This window comes from Streptomyces sp. NRRL F-5135 (assembly GCF_000719775.1).
GTDB classification, from domain to species: domain Bacteria; phylum Actinomycetota; class Actinomycetes; order Streptomycetales; family Streptomycetaceae; genus Streptomyces; species Streptomyces hebeiensis.
The window spans coordinates 336,309-353,382 of sequence record NZ_JOHR01000005.1 but is presented as its reverse complement, the minus strand read 5'-3'; the positions used below and the strand labels follow the sequence as shown (position 1 = coordinate 353,382).

General features: G+C 70.7%; 11 protein-coding genes. 3 read left to right on the top strand and 8 right to left on the bottom strand.

The genetic code is table 11. From position 1 onward, the window contains the following. Window positions 1-14 precede the first annotated feature (14 nt). Genes IG02_RS0110390 through IG02_RS0110380 form a run of 3 tightly spaced genes read right to left on the bottom strand, consistent with a single transcriptional unit; the run spans window position 15 to window position 2,996 of the window. Entirely contained in the window at window positions 15-926 is a 912-nt protein-coding gene (locus tag IG02_RS0110390) for an ABC transporter ATP-binding protein (protein WP_030744561.1), read from the bottom strand. After that, on the bottom strand, window positions 923-1,906 hold the full coding sequence (locus IG02_RS0110385) for an ABC transporter permease (protein WP_234314685.1): 984 nt from the start codon (window positions 1,904-1,906) through the stop codon (window positions 923-925). The genes IG02_RS0110390 and IG02_RS0110385 overlap by 4 nt, the downstream gene beginning before the upstream one ends. Continuing rightward, window positions 1,896-2,996 carry an ABC transporter ATP-binding protein gene (locus tag IG02_RS0110380; protein ID WP_078854354.1) on the bottom strand — a complete coding sequence of 367 codons (1,101 nt, stop codon included), beginning with the start codon at window positions 2,994-2,996 and terminating at the stop codon, window positions 1,896-1,898. Before IG02_RS0110380 ends, IG02_RS0110385 begins: the two co-directional genes overlap by 11 nt. A gap of 481 nt (window positions 2,997-3,477) precedes the next feature. Between IG02_RS0110380 and IG02_RS0110375 the strand changes: the two genes are divergently transcribed. Together IG02_RS0110375 and IG02_RS0110370 are read left to right on the top strand one after the other, a co-directional pair. Beyond that, on the top strand, window positions 3,478-4,380 hold the full coding sequence (locus IG02_RS0110375) for an LLM class flavin-dependent oxidoreductase (protein WP_030744555.1): 903 nt from the start codon (window positions 3,478-3,480) through the stop codon (window positions 4,378-4,380). Between the two features lie 402 nt (window positions 4,381-4,782). Further along, window positions 4,783-5,586, top strand: coding sequence for a Cof-type HAD-IIB family hydrolase (locus IG02_RS0110370; RefSeq protein ID WP_051764798.1), 804 nt, complete (start codon window positions 4,783-4,785; stop codon window positions 5,584-5,586). A gap of 208 nt (window positions 5,587-5,794) precedes the next feature. Here the strand turns inward: IG02_RS0110370 and IG02_RS39085 are convergent, their stop codons facing one another. The 5 genes from IG02_RS39085 to hisC all read right to left on the bottom strand — a co-directional run bounded on the left by IG02_RS39085 (window position 5,795) and on the right by hisC (window position 15,408). Continuing rightward, on the bottom strand, window positions 5,795-7,690 hold the full coding sequence (locus IG02_RS39085) for a GAF domain-containing protein (protein ID WP_030744551.1): 1,896 nt from the start codon (window positions 7,688-7,690) through the stop codon (window positions 5,795-5,797). 143 nt (window positions 7,691-7,833) lie between these two features. After that, a complete protein-coding gene (gene cydD / locus IG02_RS0110360; protein WP_037802658.1) occupies window positions 7,834-11,538 on the bottom strand; it encodes a thiol reductant ABC exporter subunit CydD in 3,705 nt (1,234 codons plus the stop codon). A gap of 15 nt (window positions 11,539-11,553) precedes the next feature. Further along, a complete protein-coding gene (gene cydB / locus IG02_RS0110355) occupies window positions 11,554-12,552 on the bottom strand; it encodes a cytochrome d ubiquinol oxidase subunit II (protein ID WP_030744547.1) in 999 nt (332 codons plus the stop codon). A 14-nt stretch (window positions 12,553-12,566) separates the two neighbouring features. Beyond that, entirely contained in the window at window positions 12,567-14,075 is a 1,509-nt protein-coding gene (locus IG02_RS0110350; protein ID WP_030744546.1) for a cytochrome ubiquinol oxidase subunit I, read from the bottom strand. A 253-nt stretch (window positions 14,076-14,328) separates the two neighbouring features. Beyond that, a complete protein-coding gene (gene hisC / locus IG02_RS0110345; RefSeq protein WP_030744544.1) occupies window positions 14,329-15,408 on the bottom strand; it encodes a histidinol-phosphate transaminase in 1,080 nt (359 codons plus the stop codon). A 522-nt stretch (window positions 15,409-15,930) separates the two neighbouring features. Here hisC and IG02_RS0110340 point away from each other — a divergent pair. Beyond that, window positions 15,931-17,043: a LacI family DNA-binding transcriptional regulator gene (locus tag IG02_RS0110340; protein ID WP_078854353.1), complete on the top strand. Its 1,113-nt coding sequence runs from the start codon at window positions 15,931-15,933 to the stop codon at window positions 17,041-17,043. Window positions 17,044-17,074: the final 31 nt, after the last annotated feature.

Here is a 17,074-nt window from a genome sequence, read left to right as displayed (position 1 = left end):
TCCTTTCAGGCCGCTCAGGCCGCTACGAGGTACGAGAAGACCGATTCGAGGGACTCGTCCGAGGGAGAGACCGTGAACAGCCGGATGGAGTGCTCACGCGCGACGCGCGGCAGCAGCTCGGTGAACCGGCCGAAGTCCACCGCCTGGACGCGCAGGGCCCCCTCCGCCACATCGACCTCGATACCGGCCGTCGACGGGTCGGCGATCAGCGCGGCGGCGAGGGCGCGATCGTCGCTGGAGCGTACGAGGTAGCGGTGCGGCCGGTCGGTCATCAGGCGGCGGATCTTGCGGAAGTCACCGGACGCGGCGTGGCGGCCGGCGACGATCACCTCGATGTGCGAGGCCAGTTGCTCGACCTCCTCCAGGATGTGCGAGGAGAACAGGACCGTGCGGCCCGTGGCGCCCATACGCCGCAGCAGATCCATCAACTGCATGCGCTGGCGCGGGTCCATGCCGTTGAACGGCTCGTCCAGCAGCAGCACGGACGGGTCGTGGACCAGCGCGGACGCCATCTTGACGCGCTGGCGCATGCCCTTGCTGTACGTACCGATCTTGCGGTCCTGCGCGTACTCCATCTCGACCGTGGCGAGCGCCGTGCGGGCCGCCTTCGCGCCGAGGCCGTGGAGTTCGGCGTTGGCGACGACGAACTCGAGCCCGGTGAGGAAGTCGTACATCGCCTCCCGCTCCGGCACGATGCCGATCTGGCGGTAGACGGACTCGTTGCGCCAGATCCGCTGCCCGTCGAGGGTGACGGAGCCGGTGGAGGGGGCGAGGAAGCCGCCCATCATGTTGATGAGGGTCGACTTGCCGGCACCGTTGGGGCCCAGCAGGCCGGTGACTCCGGGGCCGATCGACATGGTGACGTCGTTGACCGCCACCACGTTGCCGAACCAGCGCGACGTGTGCTCGATGTTGAGGGTGGTCACAGCCCGACCTTCCGGTAACGGCGCATGAGGACGGCGTACGAGCCGAGGACCAGCGCGAGGACGACCAGCAGATAGACGACGCCCGCACCGGCCGAGGGGCCCAGTTCGCCCGGGAAGGACGAGGACGCCCCCAGGAAGGCGGTCTGTACGCCGTCGATGAGCGTGATCGGCGAGAAGAGGCCGATCCACTTGACGGCCGCGGGAGAGCCGGATCCCCAGGCGATGGCCTGGAGGGTGGAGACGGCCCCGTACGAGATGGTCAGCGTGGCGATGACGCCGGCGACGCCGAACCCACGGCGCGGGGTGAGGGCGGCCAGGACGAGGCCGATCCCGCCGAAGAGGACGGAGAGGAGCGCCACGGAGACCAGCCCCTGCCCGAAGCCCTTGGTCTGCTCGGCGAAGTCCATCTCGGCCAGCAGAGAGCCGACGTAGAGGATCACGAGCGGTACCCCGGTCAGCAGGAAGAGGGCCGAGGCCATCGCGCCGTACTTCGCGAGGACGTAGTCGACGCGCTCGATCGGGCGGGAGAAATACAGCGGTACGGTCTTGAAGCGCAGGTCGCGGGAGACGGACTGCGGCGCCTGCGCGGCCAGGTAGAGACCGATGACGGCCTGGGTGAAGATCGCGTAGCGTGTGTAGTCGAGGGGCAGGTCCTTCAGGTCGGTCGCGACCGCGACGGCGACGATGATCGCCGCGGGCAGGCACATCACCGCGAAGAGGATCATCGGCAGGACCTTGGACTTGCCCGAGCGGCCGAGACCGTAGGAGCCGCGCAGGGACTGCGTGTAGAGGGAGCGGCGGGCGTAGGCGCGGCCGAGGCGCGCACCGTCGTAACCGCGGTATCCGATGTTGTGGATCCGGGTGTCACCGCGCGGCCCGGCGCCCGTGGCCGGTCCGGAAGCGCCCGCGGGCGTGTCAGTGCCGATGGCGGCGGGGCCGGCGGGCCCACCGTGTCCGGGGCTCGTCCTGTCAGTGCTCATTCCGGGCGCCTCCCTTCCGAGGTGCGTGCTGCGCCTGCGCGGTGGTTCCAGCCCCCACGGCTCCAGGTGCCGCGGATCCCGAGGGTCCTGTGGCCCCCGTTGTCCCCGCGGCTGTCGTGGGACCCACGCCCCCCGCTGGCCCCTTGGCCCCCGCGGCCTCCTGCGGGCGGAAGACCTCCGCGATGTGGTGGCGGCGCTGTTCCATCCGTACGAGACCGAGGCCCAGGCCCGCGACGGTGTCGCGGACGACGTCGTACGTCTCGTCCCCCGTCGCCTCGATCAGCAGGATGTGGCCCGCGCCCGGCAGCCCCTCCTCCGTACCCGCGTGCGGGGTGATTCCCGCCGCGGTGAGGGCGTCGACCAGGGCGCGCGTGCCGTCGGGCGTCGCGTCCGTGTCGGTGACCTCGACCGCGAGGGTCGTGGTGGTCTGCGTGAAATCACTGGTGGAACTGGAGCGCAGAAGCGTTCCGCCGTCGATGACGACGACGTGGTCACAGGTGCGTTCCAACTCGCCCAGCAGGTGCGAGGTGACCAGGACGGAGATACCGAAGTCCGTGTAGACCCGGCGGATCAGGCCCAGCATCTCGTCGCGGCCGACGGGGTCGAGGCCGTTGGTCGGTTCGTCGAGGAACACCAGTTGGGGATCGTGGACCAGCGCCTGGGCCAGCTTGACGCGCTGCTTCATGCCGGTCGAGTAGCCCCCGATGGGGCGGTAACGCTCCTCGTAGAGACCGACGTGCCGCAGCGTGTCGGCGGTCCGCTCGCGGGCCGCGGTCGGCGGGAGTCCGGACATGCGCGCCATGTGGACGACCAGTTCGGTGGCCGACACGTCCGGCGGCAGACAGTCATGCTCGGGCATGTACCCAACCCGCTCACGGATGGCACCACCGCTGGTGGCGACATCGAGCCCGAGCACCGAAGCCCGGCCTTCCGTGGCGGGGGACAGACCCAGCAGGATCTTGATCATGGTGGACTTGCCGGCTCCGTTGGCACCCACCAGACCGGTCACTCCCGGTCCGATGTCGAGGGAGAGCCGGTCAAGCGCGGTCACCCGGGGGAACCTCTTGCTCAGGCCTTCTGTCGCGATCACAGTCACGGTTCGACGGTAGTGGTGCGGGACACAACGAGCGTCAGACCAGGCGGCTGGATCCGTGTCAGACTCCAGGCGTACGGACCCGTAGGGGCGTCCGCCCGACCGCCGACCGCCCGACCCGCCGCATCCCCTCGCGCTGGCTGAAAATCGTTGGCGCGAGGGGCATGACGTGCGAAGAGATGCGCAAGAGGGTGTTGAAAAAGGCCATCCCACCCCACAGACAAAAAGGACTCAAGCCCCAGACTTCACCAAAGAGGACGGCCGCTGTCCACAGAATCGCCAAATAGTCTGTGGATAAACAGCTTTGACTGTGGACTAAACCCGTGGGCACACGTTGCTGACCAATTGGCCGATGACAGCCCGGCCGGACCCGCCCACACGCTCGCCACGACCGAGGTGGGAAGCCTCCTCCACGGAGCCCTCGCCCACGGAGCCCTCGTGAGGAGGTGGACGTGTCCGCGGACGTAGGCTCGGCACCATGAGTCCGCGCCTGAGCACCGTGATCCTCCCCGCCGACCGCTGGCACGAGGGGGGTCGCGCGAAGTGGCGGCGAGCCGAGGAACTCGGCTTCCACACCGCGTACACCTACGACCACCTGACCTGGCGGTCCTTCCGCGAGGGCCCCTGGTTCGGCGCCCTGCCCACCCTCACCGCCGCCGCCACGGCGACCGACCGGCTCCGCTTGGGCACCCTCGTCACGTCGCCGAATTTCAGGCACCCCGTGACACTGGCCAAAGAGCTGATCTCGCTCGACGACATCTCGGGCGGCCGGATCACCCTCGGCGTCGGAGCGGGCGGCAACGGCTTCGACGCCACCGCGCTCGGCCAGGAGGCGTGGACGCCGCGGGAGCGCGCCGACCGGTTCGCCGAGTTCGTGCCCCTGCTGGACCAGCTGCTCACCGAGGACGCGGTCACTCACCGGGGCACCCATTACTCCGCTGACGAGGCCAGGAACATCCCCGGCTGCGTGCAGCGCCCCCGGCTGCCCTTCGCCGTCGCCGCGACCGGACCGCGCGGTCTGCGGCTGGCGGCGCGGCACGGGCAGGCCTGGGTGACGACGGGTGACCCGAAACTGTACGAGGAGGGCACTCCGGAGCAGTCGATCGAGGCGCTGCGCGGCCAGATCGGGAAGCTCGACAAGGCCTGCACGGAAATCGGCCGGGACGTCGCGGAGATGGACAAGATCCTGCTGACCGGCTTCACCCCTGAGCGGAGCGGCCTGCTGGAGTCGGTGGACGCGTTCGTCGACTTCGCCGGCCGCCATCAGGAGATCGGCTTCACCGAGATCGTGCTCCACTGGCCGATCCCGGATTCCGACTTCGCCGCCGACCAGTCCGTCTTCGAGTCGATCGCCGCCGAGGCCGCCGCCCAACTCGGCTGAACGGCGAATATCGCGCTCAGCGTCTCGGACGGTACCGAGGCAACGGGTCGTGCCCCGGCTCGATCATGATCCGGCGGCCTGCCCGGAGACCCGGGGGAGGCACCTGTGTCCGGCCCGTACGCACTGCTCACACCTGCTCGGGCCGCCCTCCGGACGCTCCCCCTCCGCCTCCCCTCCGTACAACCGTGCGTATTCATACGCGAGAATGACGAGGTGACCTCCGACTCCTCCGGCTCTCCTGGCTCCCCCGGCCCCCCCAGCTCTTCCGACTCCTCTGGTTCTCCCGGCTCTCCCGCGCCTCTCGCCGCCTCCGGGGCCGGTGCCACTTCCGGTGCCGGTGCCACTTCCGGTCCCGCCGGTTCGTCCGGATCCTCCGGCTCACCGCTTCCCGCCCGGCCCCGGCTGATCGCCACCGATCTGGACGGCACCCTGCTGCGGGACGACAAGTCCGTATCCGACCGTACGATCGCCGCGCTCGCCGCCGCCGAGGACGCGGGCATCGAGGTCTTCTTCGTCACCGGCCGCCCGGCCCGCTGGATGGACGTCGTCAGCGACCATGTGCACGGTCATGGCCTGGCCATCTGCGCGAACGGCGCGGCCGTCGTCGATCTGCACGCCGGCGGCGAGCTGGTACGGGTCCGCCCGCTGCCCCGCCCGACGGCCCTGGACGCCGTGACGACACTACGCGAGGCCGCTCCGGGGACGGCCTTCGCCGTGGAGCTGACCACCGGAATCCACTACGAGCCCGGGTACCCGCCGTTCCACAAGGATCCGGGTGCCACCGTCGCCGCCGCGGAGAAGCTCCTGGGCGGGACGGACGAGGACGCCGCCGCCCCGCTGGTCAAGCTGCTCGCCCACCACTCGACGCTGACCCCGGACGGTTTTCTCGCGCTGGCCAGAGCGGCGATGGGGGACCGGGTCTCCATCACCCGTTCCAGCCCCACGGCCCTGCTGGAGGTCAGCGGCCCCGGGGTCAGCAAGGCGAGCACGCTCGCGCTCTGCTGTGCCGAGCGCGGCATCTCCGCCGACGAGGTCGTGGCCTTCGGGGACATGCCGAACGATCTGGAGATGCTGACCTGGGCGGGCACGTCGTACGCGATGGGAAACGCCCATCCGGACGTCCTGGCCGCCGCCTCCGGCCGGACGGCCGAAAACAACGAGGACGGTGTGGCGATGGTCATCGAGAAGATCCTCGCCCGGCTGTAAGCGCTGGCGAACCCCGACCGGAGGAAGCCGCGGGCACGAACCCTCGGACGCGGCCGGAGGTCAGTCCGGACGCGCCGCCCGGGGACCGAGGGGGAGGGCCGGGGGGACCGCCGGGGGAACGGCCGGGGCCACGGCATACGGGTCAGTGCCCCAGCCGCGGGTCATGCGCTACGGCGCGGCGCCCGTGACCCTGCCGCGGCGGATCGCGTCACAGCGGTGCTTCCCACACCACCGTCGTCCCGCCGTCCCCCAGCCCCTCCTCGTACGTGCTCGATCCGCCCAGCGACTCGGCCCTGCGACGCAGATTGCGCAGCCCGCTGCGCCGCCCGCCGGGCGCCATGCCCACCCCGTCGTCCGCGACGGTCAGCCGGACCGCGCGACGGCCGTCCGCGAGCCGGGCGGTCGCGTCGACGACGACCTCGACACGAGTGGCCCGCGCGTGCCGGAAGGCGTTGGAGAGCGCCTCGCGCAGGGCGGCGACCAGATTCCTCCCGGCGGCTTCGCCGATCGAGTCGACCGGGCCCACGAACCGGTGGACGGGCCGGAAGCCCAGGGGCTCCGCCGCCATCGAGATCTCCCGCAATACCCGGGCCCGCACCCCTGACGGGGTCTCGGCCGGTGCCCGCTGCAACGCGAAGATCGCCGTACGGATCTCCTGGATGGTCACGTCCAGATCGTCCACCGCCTTGTCGATGCCTTGGTACACCTCAGCCCCGACCGGGCCGCGCTGGGCGCCCGCCAGCATCAGGCCGGTCGCGAACAACCGCTGGATGACGAGGTCGTGGAGGTCACGGGCGATCCGGTCGCGGTCCTCCAGAACGGCCAGCCGCTCCCGGTCGCGCTGTGCCTCGGCCATCCGCAGCGCCAGCGCAGCCTGTGCGGCGAACCGGTCGGCCAGACCGCGTTCCGTCTCGCCGAACCGGCGCGCGCCCCGCTCACGGGGCATGGCCAAGGCGCCGAGCACCCGTCCGTCGGTACGCAGCGGCAGCAGCATGATCGGTCCGAGCCCGTCGGCCGGCCCGGCCTTCATGCGCGGATCGGTGGCGATGTCGTCCACGAACACGGACTCTCCGGAGAGCAGCGTCGCCGTGACCGGGCCCTGTGCCGGGAAGCGACGACCGACCCTGACGGTCGGGTGGTCGGGAGAGGCGGCCACCACCTCCAGACCGCCGTCCGGGGTCCGCAGCATCACCACGCCCAAGGCAGAATCCGACAGCCGGCGGGCCTGCTCCGCGACCACCAGGAGCGCGTCATCGGCAGCACCGCCGGACAGCAGCGCGGTGGTGACCGCCACCGATCCGTCGATCCACCGTTCCCGCTGGCGGACGGCCTCGTACAGCCGGGCGTTGCCGATGGCGATCCCGGCCTCGGACGCCAGGACGCGCAGCAGGCGCAGATCATGGGTACTGAACGCGGGCCCGGCCGGGACGCCCGTCGGTTCCGTCGGCGCCTCGGGCGACTCCGGGCTCCGGGTCCGAGGCGAGTCCGGACTCGCGGGTGCCCCCGGGCCCTCGGGCGACCCCGGGCCCTCGGGCGACCCCGGGCCCTCGGGTGACTCCGGGCTCTTGGGTGTCACCGCCGGCTCCGACCGCTCGGGGCTCCCGGGCTTCCCCGGCCGCCCCGACTTCTCCGTCACGTACAGGTTGCCGAACACCTTGTCCCGGCCCCGGATCGGAACCCCCAGGAACGCCCTCATCGGCGGATGTCCCGGCGGAAACCCCACCGCGCGCGTATCGGTCGTCAGATCGGCCAGCCGGATCGGCTCGGCGTCCCTGATCAGCGCGCCGAGGAGGCCGCCGCGTCCGTCCGGCCACCGTCCGATGCGCCGGGCGACGTCCTCGCCGATTCCGTACGTGACGAAGTCGGACAGGCCCTCGCCGTCCTCGTCGACGATGCCGATCGCCGCGTACCCGGCACCGGTCAGCTCGGCCGCGCTCTCACAGATCCGGCCCAGGACGGAGCGCAGCCCGCGGCCGGCGCCCACCGCGTACATCGCCTCCAGCACCTGAGGCACCCGCGCGGTGGTCCCGGCGGACAGATCATCCAGGGCGCCGGTCGCGCGTGCGGCCGCGTCGCACGGGTCCTCGGATTCGGACGCGTCCATACCCAGAGGGTAGTAAGTCCCCTTTGGCAGGGAAAGTCGACCTCGGGTGCGGTGGGCCCCGGCACATGCGCGCCCCTGGGCTCCCACGCGCCCAGCCGCTGCTCCTGCCGATGCTCCTGTCCCAGCCGCTGCTGCTGCCCGTTCTACGCGTCGATCGCGACGGCGTCCGCGACCCGCCGCGCGCCGAGCAGGTCACCCGCGCGCTCCCGCTCCAGCATGCGTCGCAGCGGCCCGTCCACGGCGGCCAATTGACCGTACGGACCGCGCTGTACGGTCCGCCCCTCGTCGAGCACGATCACCTCGTCCACCGAGTCGAGCCCTTGCAGCCGGTGCGTGATGAGCAGCGTCGTCCGGCCCTCGGTCGCCGCCAGCAGATCGGCCGTCAGCGCGTCCGCCGTGGCCAGGTCCAGATGTTCCGCGGGCTCGTCCAGGATCAGCACGGGGAAGTCGGCGAGCAGCGCGCGGGCCAGTGCCAACCGCTGCCGCTGGCCCCCGGAGAGCCGGGCGCCGTGCTCACCGACCAGCGTGTCCAGCCCGGCGGGCAGGCTGTCGGCCCAGTCGAGCAGCCGGGCGCGGCGCAGCGCGTCACGCAGTTCCGCATCGGTCGCGTCCGTGCGGGCGAGCCTCAGGTTCTCCCGTACGGAACTGTCGAAGAGGTGCGCGTCCTGGGCGCACAGCCCGACGAAGCGCCGCACGGTGTCGCCGTCCAGCCTGGTCGTGTCCGTCCCTCCGAGACGGCAACCGCCCTCACGTGCGTCCAGGAAGCGCAGCAGCACCTGGGCGAGGGTGGTCTTGCCGGAGCCGGACGGACCGACGACCGCCACCCTCTTGCCCGCCGTCAGGGTCAGGTCGAAACCGCTGAGCGCGTCCCGCGTCTGTCCCGCGTGCCGGGCAGCCAGGTTCCGCACCTCCAGCGGGAACGGCGACACGGGAGTCCCGGCCGCCCGTCGCGCCCCTTCCGGCTGTCCCGGACCGCCGTCCGGACCCTCCGGCCGCGCCGGTTCCCGTACGGGTACGGGAGCGTCCAGCACCTCGCACAGCCGCTCGGCACCGCGCCGGGAGCGCTGCCGGTACCGCACCGCCAGGGGGAGGCCGCTGACCGCCTCGAAGGCAGCGAGCGGGGTCAGGACGATCACGGCCAGTCCGACGCCCGCGAGCCGCCCGTCGTGCACGGCCTGGACGCCGACGACCGCCGACGCGGCCACGGTCACCCCGGCGACCAGGGCGGAGAGTCCGCCGCCGAGCGCCAGCGCGGTCGCGCCGCGCGAGGCGATGGCCGTCAGCGTCCCGTCGGCCGCGCGCACCTCGCGCATCCGGCGTCCGAGCGCGCCCGTGACGGTCAGCTCGGCGGTGCCCCGCAACAGATCGACGATCCGGGTGGCGAGCATGCCGCGCGCCGGAGCCAGTTGGCGCTCGGTCCGGCGGGCGCAGGCGCCGCTCAGGAGCGGCACGCCCAGCCCCGCGAGGAGCAGGCCCACGGCCAGTACGGCGCCCGCTTCCGGCAGCAGCCACGCGGTGAATCCGACGGTGCCCACGCCGACGAGCAGCGCGGTGCCGACCGGGAGCAGCCATCGCAGCCAGTAGTCCTGAAGTTCGTCCACGTCGGCGACCAGCCGGGAAAGCAGGTCACCGCGCCTGGTCACACGCAGTCCGGCCGGCGCGATCCGCTCCAGCCGCCGGTACACGGAGACTCGCAGATCGGCGAGCATCCTGAGCACCGCGTCATGGGACACGAGCCGCTCGGCGTACCGGAAGACCGCCCGGCCGATACCGAAGGCGCGGGTCGCGGTGACCGCGATCATCAAGTAGAGAACGGGGGGTTCCTGGGAGGCCCGGGAGATCAGCCAGCCGGAGACCGCCATGAGTCCGACGGCGGAGGCGAGTGCGCAGCTCCCGAGGAGCAGCGCGAGCAGGAAGCGCCCGCGCAGTGGCCCGGCGGCGGCCCGCATCCGGGCCAGCGGGTCCCGGGCTGGGCCGGCCTCTCCGCGCCGGAACTCCTCGTACGAGGAGTCCGGGGACTCCTCGTACTGGGACTTCGCGCGCCGGGACTCCTCGTGCTCGGACTCCTCGTACGGGAAGTCCTCGCGCGGGAACTCCTCGTACGGGGCTCCGCGCCACGCCTCGTCCGCGCCGTCGTCGCGCGGGCCCCGTTCCGGGTCCACCGGCGTCGCCGCCGCCCGTACCGCCCCCACGGCCGTCCCGTCCGGCGCCGTACGCTCCGGCAGGGCGACCACCCGGTCCGCCACCGCGAGCAGCGCCGGCCGGTGGACGACCAGCAGGACCGTACGGCCCCTCGCGAGCCGCCGTACGGCCTCGACGATCCCCGCCTCGGTCTCTCCGTCGAGCGCCGCCGTCGGCTCGTCCAGCAGCAGCAGCGGCCGGTCGGCGAGAAAGGCGCGGGCCAGCGCCAGCCGTTGCCGCTGCCCGGCGGAGAGCCCCGCACCGTCCTCGCCGAGGACCGTGTCCACCCCGTCGGGCAGCCCGGCCACGAACACGTCGGCACCCGCGTCGCGCAGCGCCGTCCGTACCGCGTCCGCGTCCGCGTCCGGCCGGGCGAGGCGCACGTTCTCGGCGATCGTCCCAGCGAAGAGGTACGGCTGCTGAGGGACCCAGGCGATCCGCTCCCGCCAGCGCTCCGGGTCCAGGGACGCCAGATCCCGGCCGTCCACCCGTACCCGGCCCTTCTCCGGTACGGCGAACCCGAGCACCACATCGAGCAGGGTGGTCTTTCCGATACCGCTCGGTCCGACGAGTGCGACCGTCTCCCCCGGCTCGACCGTCAGGGAGGCGGAATCCAGTGACGGCTCCGACCGTCCTCGGTGGCGGACCGTCACCCCGTCCAGCTCCAGGCGCGGCGTCGCGGGCACCTCAGCCGTTCCGCCCGCCGCCACGGGCTCGGTCTCCAGGACCGTGAAGATCTCCTCGGCGGCCGAGAGGCCCTCGGCCGCCGCGTGGTACTGCGCTCCGACCTGCCGGATCGGCAGGTACGCCTCGGGTGCGAGGACCAGGACCACCAGACCGGTGTACAGATCGAGGTCGCCGTGCACGAGCCGCATCCCGATCCCGACGGCGACCAGCGCCACGGACAGCGTCGAGAGCAGTTCCAGCGCGAAGGAGGAGAGGAAGGCGATCCGCAGCGTGCGCAGGGTGGCCCGGCGGTACTCCGAAGTGATCGAACGGATCGACTCGGCCTGTGCCTTGGCCCGGCCGAAGACCTTGAGGGTCGGCAGGCCGGCGACCACATCCAGGAAGTGACCGGACAGCCGGGACAGCAGCCGCCACTGCCGGTCCATCCGGGATTGAGTGGCCCAGCCGATGAGCACCATGAACATCGGGATCAGTGGCAGGGTCACCACGATGACGGCCGCCGAAACCCAGTCCTCGGTGACGATGCGCGCCAGGACCGCGACCGGCACCACCACTGCGAGCCCCAGCTGAGGAAGATAGCGCGCGAAGTAGTCGTCCAGGGCGTCGACGCCGCGTGTGGCGAGCGCCACCAGCGAGCCGGTGCGCATGCCGCTGAGCCAGCCGGGTCCCAGCTCAGCCGCCCGGTCCAGCAGCCGTCCGCGCAGTTCGGACTTGACCGAGGCGCTGGCCCGGTGGGCGGCCAGTTCCGTCAGCCAGGAGACCACGCCCCGCCCCACGGCGACCCCTGCCAACAGAAGCAGGGGAGTGCTCAGGTCGGAGACGCCGGAACCACGCTGGAACGCGCCCACCACCACCTCGGCGATCAGCATCGCCTGGGCGACGACCAGCCCCGCTCCGGCCAGTCCGAGGGCCACGGATGCCGCCAGGAAGAAGCGGGTGGCCCGGGCGTACCGGAGCAGGCGCGGGTCGATTGGTTTCACGTGAAACACCTACTCCTACGCGTCGGCTATGTGCTGCGTACCGATCCGCTTCCGGAACACCCAGTACGTCCAGCCCTGGTAGAGCATCACGAGCGGCGTCGCGATCGCCGCGCACCATGTCATGATCTTGAGCGTGTACGGGGTCGAGGAGGCGTTCGTCACCGTCAGGTTCCATGCCTCGTTGAGCGAGGACGGCATGACGTTCGGGAAGAGCGTGAGGAAGAGCATCGCGACGGCCGCCACGATCGTCACCCCGGAGAGCATGAACGACCAGCCCTCGCGTCCGGCACCGATGGCTCCGATCGCACCCACCAGTGCCACCACGGCGACGATCAAGGCCACCAGGCTCGCGCCGTCACCGTGACCGTACTGGGTCCAGAGCAGGAACCCCAGCGCCAGTACGGCGGTGACCGGTCCCAGCACCAGTGCCAGCTTCCTGGCCCGCGCCCGTATCTCGCCGACCGTCTTCAGCCCGGCGAAGACCGTGCCGTGGAAGGTGAAGAGGGCCAGAGTCACCAGCCCGCCCAGGAGCGCGTACGGGTTGAGCAGGTCCGCGACACTGCCGACGTATTCCATCTGCGCGTCGATCTTCACGCCCCGCACGATGTTGCCGAAGGCGACACCCCACAGCACGGCGGGGATCAGCGAGGTCCAGAAGATCGCGTTCTCCCAGTTGCGCTGCCAGTTCTCCTCGGGCCGCTTGGCCCGGTACTCGAAGGCCACGCCCCGCACGATCAGGCAGACGAGGATCAGCAACAGCGGCAGGTAGAAGCCCGAGAAGAGCGTCGCGTACCACTCGGGGAACGCGGCGAAGGTCGCGCCGCCCGCGCTGAGCAGCCAGACCTCATTGCCGTCCCAGACGGGCCCGATGGTGTTGATCAGCACGCGCCGCTCCTTGCGGTCGCGGGCGAGCAGCTTGGTCAGGACGCCGATCCCGAAATCGAACCCTTCGAGGAAGAAGTAGCCGATCCACAGGACGGCGATCAGGACGAACCAGACGTCGTGGAGTTCCATTGCTCCTCAGCTCCTCAGTACGAGAAGGCCATCGGACGGTCGGCGTCCGCGGGATCGCCGCCGATCCGGGTGGGCGGGTTGAGATCGGCTTCCGTGAGCTCCGGCGGCCCGGCCTTGATGTACTTGACCATCAGCCTGACCTCGACGACGGCGAGGATGGCGTACAGCAGCGTGAAGACGGTCATCGAAATCAGCACTTCGGCCTGGGAGACGCCGGGGGAAACCGCGTCGGCGGTGCGCAGCACTCCGTACACGACCCACGGCTGGCGTCCGGTCTCGGTGAAGATCCAGCCCCAGGAGTTGGCGATCAGCGGGAAGAGCAGCGTCCAGAGGGCGACGATCCAGTAGAGCCGCGCGAACTTGGGGCTGAGTGCCGTGTTCCGGAAGAGCACCAGATTCGGCACCTCGTCCTCGCCCGTCCGCAGGGCCGGTGGCAGCAGGAACTTCCTGCGGGTCAGCCAGAGGCCGAGCAGCCCTATGCCGAAGGACGCCATGCCGAAGCCGATCATCCAGCGGAAGCCCCAGTAGGCGACGGGGATGTTGGGCCGGTAGTCGCCGGGACCGTACTTCTCCTGCTCGGCCTTGTTGATGTCGTTGATGCCGGGCACGTGCGAGGTGAAGTCGTCGTTGGCGAGGAAGGAGAGCAGTCCGGGGATCTCGATGGCGACCTTGTTGTGGCCCTCGTCGACGTCCCCGTACGCGAAGACGGAGAACGGCGCGGGGGCCTGGCCGTCCCACAGCGCCTCCGCCGCGGCCATCTTCATCGGCTGCTGCTGGTACATGATCTTGCCGAGCCTGTCACCGCTGATGGCGGTGAGCATGCCCGCGATGACGACGGTCACCAGACCGAGGCGCAGCGAGGTCCTCATCACCGGTATGTGCTTCTTGCGGGCCAGGTGGAAGGCCGCGATGCCGACCATGAAGGCACCACCGACGAGGAAGGCGGCGGTGATCGTGTGGAAGAACTGGGCGAGCGCCGTGTTCTGGGTGAGCACCGCCCAGAAGTCCGTGAGCTCGGCCCGGCCGGCTTCCTTGTTGATGCGGTACCCGACCGGGTGCTGCATCCAGGAGTTCGCGGCCAGGATGAAGTACGCCGAGAGGATCGTTCCGATCGAGACCATCCATATGCAGGCCAGGTGGATCTTCTTGGGCAGCTTGTCCCAGCCGAAGATCCACAGACCGATGAAGGTGGACTCGAAGAAGAACGCGATCAGCGCCTCGAAGGCGAGCGGGGCTCCGAAGATGTCACCCACGAAGCGCGAGTAGTCGGACCAGTTCATCCCGAACTGGAACTCCTGCACGATGCCCGTCACGACACCCATCGCGATGTTGATCAGGAACAGCTTGCCCCAGAACTTGGTGGCCCTGAGGTACTTCGGATTCCCCGTGCGGACCCAGGCGGTCTCCAGTCCCGCCGTCAGGGCCGCGAGCGAGATCGTCAAGGGGACGAAGAGGAAGTGGTAGACGGTCGTGATGCCGAACTGCCATCGCGCCAGGGTCTCCGGCGCCAGAGCGAGGTCCACGTCGTTTCTCCTTACTTCGCCGTGGTGCTGCGGCAGCTCGCCCCTTTCGTCCTGGACGTAGCGACAGAAATCGGGCCAGCTTGTGAACGCGTTCACATTCACAAGCATTATGGCGCACCCATTCGGCCGATCTTCACGGGGGGTGCCTATAAGCATCCCGGCCGTGAGACGTCAAGAGGGCGGCCCGAAAACGAGCCGCCCTCAGTGACCGGTCACAGCGCTCCGGCCGACTCACCGCACCCCGGCCGGCCGGTCAGGCCTCCTTGCGGAACGCACCCGCCACCTGGAGGAAGATGTCGTTTGCCTCCATCTCACCGATCGTGACCCGGACCCCCTCACCCGCGAACGGCCGTACGACCACGCCCGCCGCCTCGCAGGCCGCCGCGAAGTCGAGGGTGCGCTCACCGAGCCGCAGCCATACGAAATTCGCCTGCGTCTCGGCCACGGTCCAGCCCTGTCCGATCAGACTCCGACGCACCCGGTCGCGCTCCGTCACCAGGGTGCCGACGCGTCCGAGCAGTTCGTCCTCGGCCCGCAGCGAGGCGATCGCGGCCTCCTGGGCGATCTGGCTCACACCGAAGGGCACCGCGGTCTTCCGCAGCGCGGTGGCCACCGGCTCATGGGCGACGGCGAAGCCGACCCGCAGCCCGGCCAGTCCGTACGCCTTGGAGAAGGTGCGCAGCACGGCGACGTTCGGGCGGTCGCGGTAGAGGTCGATCCCGTCCGGCACCTCGGAGTCCCGGATGAACTCGCGGTAGGCCTCGTCCAGGACCACCAGCACGTCGCCCGGCACCCGGTCGAGGAACCGTTCCAGCTCGGCCCTGCGCACCACCGTGCCGGTCGGATTGTTGGGGTTGCAGACGAAGATCAGCCGGGTCCGCTCCGTGATCGCGTCGGCCATCGCGTCCAGATCGTGTTCCTCCCCGGCGGTCAGCGGCACCTGTATGGAGGCCGCTCCGGAGATCTGCGTGATGATCGGGTACGCCTCGAAGGAGCGCCAGGCATACATGACCTCGTCACCGGGGCCCGCCGTGGCCTGGATCAGCTGCTGGGCGACCCCCACCGATCCGGTGCCGGTCGCCAGATGGGCGTGCGGCACCCCGAAGCGGTCGGCGAGCTCGTTCATCAGACCGGTGCAGGCCATGTCCGGGTAGCGGTTGAACACCCCGGCGGCCGACACCGCCTGCTCCATCACCCCGGGGAGCGGCGGGTAGGGGTTCTCGTTGGAGGACAGCTTGTACGCGACGGGCCCGCCGGACGCGGCCGGTTTCCCCGGCTTGTACGTGGGGATGCCGTCCAGCTCGCCGCGCAGTCTGGGGCTCGTCTCGCTCACCGCAGGTCCTCCTCCTCGGGTGTTCACCGGGTCGTACCACTTCCCGCTTCAATACTGCTCACCTTATGAGGATTCGTTCCCCCCGAGAACGCCGGGCACGAACGTACCCGGCGGGCCCGGAAGGACGGGAAGCGCGGGAGCGAGCGGCCCGTCCGGCGGCAGGTCCTCGGCGAGAACCCCGCGATCTCGGCTCCGGGCCACCGCGCCGGGCCACCGCTCCAAGCCGCCGCTCCAAGCCGCCGCTCCGGGCCTCCGCGCCAGGGGGAGCACTGCTCCTCGTCACGTGCGCCGGTGCCTCACGCCCTGGTGCGCGTCGCCCGTAGAGGTGAGTTGAGACCTCTTCGAAACATGGGGCATGCAACAGGTCCATCCAGCCAGTGGCATGGCAGACCACAGCCACTCACCCTAACGCCCGTTCCTTCCAAGGCGGTTGACCGTTTTCGATCATGCAGAAACGTGCCTGCGCGAGGGTGCATATGCGACCATCCTTACCACCCGCCCGAGCCCTACTATCGGCTCGCCATGACAGCAGCAGGGAAGCACCAGGTGAGCCGGACGGACACATCCCGCCGGGGAAACCGGCAAGGTCGGGCGGGCATCCGTGACGTGGCCGCCGCCGCCGGTGTCTCCATCACGACTGTCTCCGACGCGCTCAACGGCAAGGGGCGGTTACCCGACGCCACGCGGCGCCACGTCCGGGAGGTGGCCGAGCGCCTCGGCTACCGGCCGTCCGCCGCGGCGCGCACCCTCCGTACCGGCAAGTCGGGCCTGATCGGTCTGACCGTGACGACGTACGGGGATGAACCTTTCACCTTCACCGAGTTCGCCTACTTCGCGGAGATGGCCAGGGCCGCGACCTCCGCCGCGCTCGCCCGCGGCTACGCCCTCGTCATCCTCCCCGCCACCTCCCGCCACGACGTGTGGTCGAACGTCGCCCTCGACGGCACCGTCGTCATCGACCCCTCGGATCACGACCCGGTCGTCACCGAACTCGTCCGCCAGGGCCTGCCCGTCGTCTCGGACGGCCGGCCCGCGGGCTCCCTCCCCGTCACCGCCTGGGTGGACAACGACCACGAGAAGGCCGTCCTCGATCTGCTCGACCACCTGGCCGCGGCCGGGGCCCGCCGTATCGGACTGCTCACCGGCACCACCACGGACACCTACACCCGGCTTTCCACCAGTGCGTACCTGCACTGGTGCGAGCGTGTCGGGCAGGACCCGGTCTACGAGTCCTACCCCGCCCACGACCCGTGCGCCGGCGCTGTCGCCGCGGACCGGCTGCTGGCCCGCCCCGACCGTCCCGACGCCGTCTACGGGCTCTTCGATCCCAACGGGACCGACCTGCTGGCCGCGGCCAGGCGCTACGGACTGCGCGTACCGGAAGACCTGCTGCTCGTCTGTTGCAGCGAGTCGACCGTGTACGCCTCCACCGAGCCGCCGATCACAACGCTCTCGCTCAAGCCCCGCCGTATCGGAACCGCCGTCGTCCAACTGCTCATCGACGCGATCGAGGGGCTGGAGACCGACCGGCCGGTGGAACAGGTCATACCGACCGAACTGATCGTCCGTACCTCGTCGCAACGGCGCCCGCCGCGCACCACGGTGAGCGCTCCCCGGACCCCGACCAGCGACTGAGGCGAACGGTCCGGTACCGGTCGTCCGGCGA

Excerpts from the sequence above, each read along its gene's own strand:
- IG02_RS0110385 (WP_234314685.1), bottom strand. The coding sequence starts at position 1,906 with ATGAGCACTGACAGGACGAGCCCCGGACACGGTGGGCCCGCCGGCCCC.
- IG02_RS0110375 (WP_030744555.1), top strand. The coding sequence starts at position 3,478 with ATGAGTCCGCGCCTGAGCACCGTGATCCTCCCCGCCGACCGCTGGCAC.
- IG02_RS39085 (WP_030744551.1), bottom strand. The coding sequence starts at position 7,690 with ATGGACGCGTCCGAATCCGAGGACCCGTGCGACGCGGCCGCACGCGCG.
- cydB (WP_030744547.1), bottom strand. The coding sequence starts at position 12,552 with ATGGAACTCCACGACGTCTGGTTCGTCCTGATCGCCGTCCTGTGGATC.
- IG02_RS0110340 (WP_078854353.1), top strand. The coding sequence starts at position 15,931 with ATGACAGCAGCAGGGAAGCACCAGGTGAGCCGGACGGACACATCCCGC.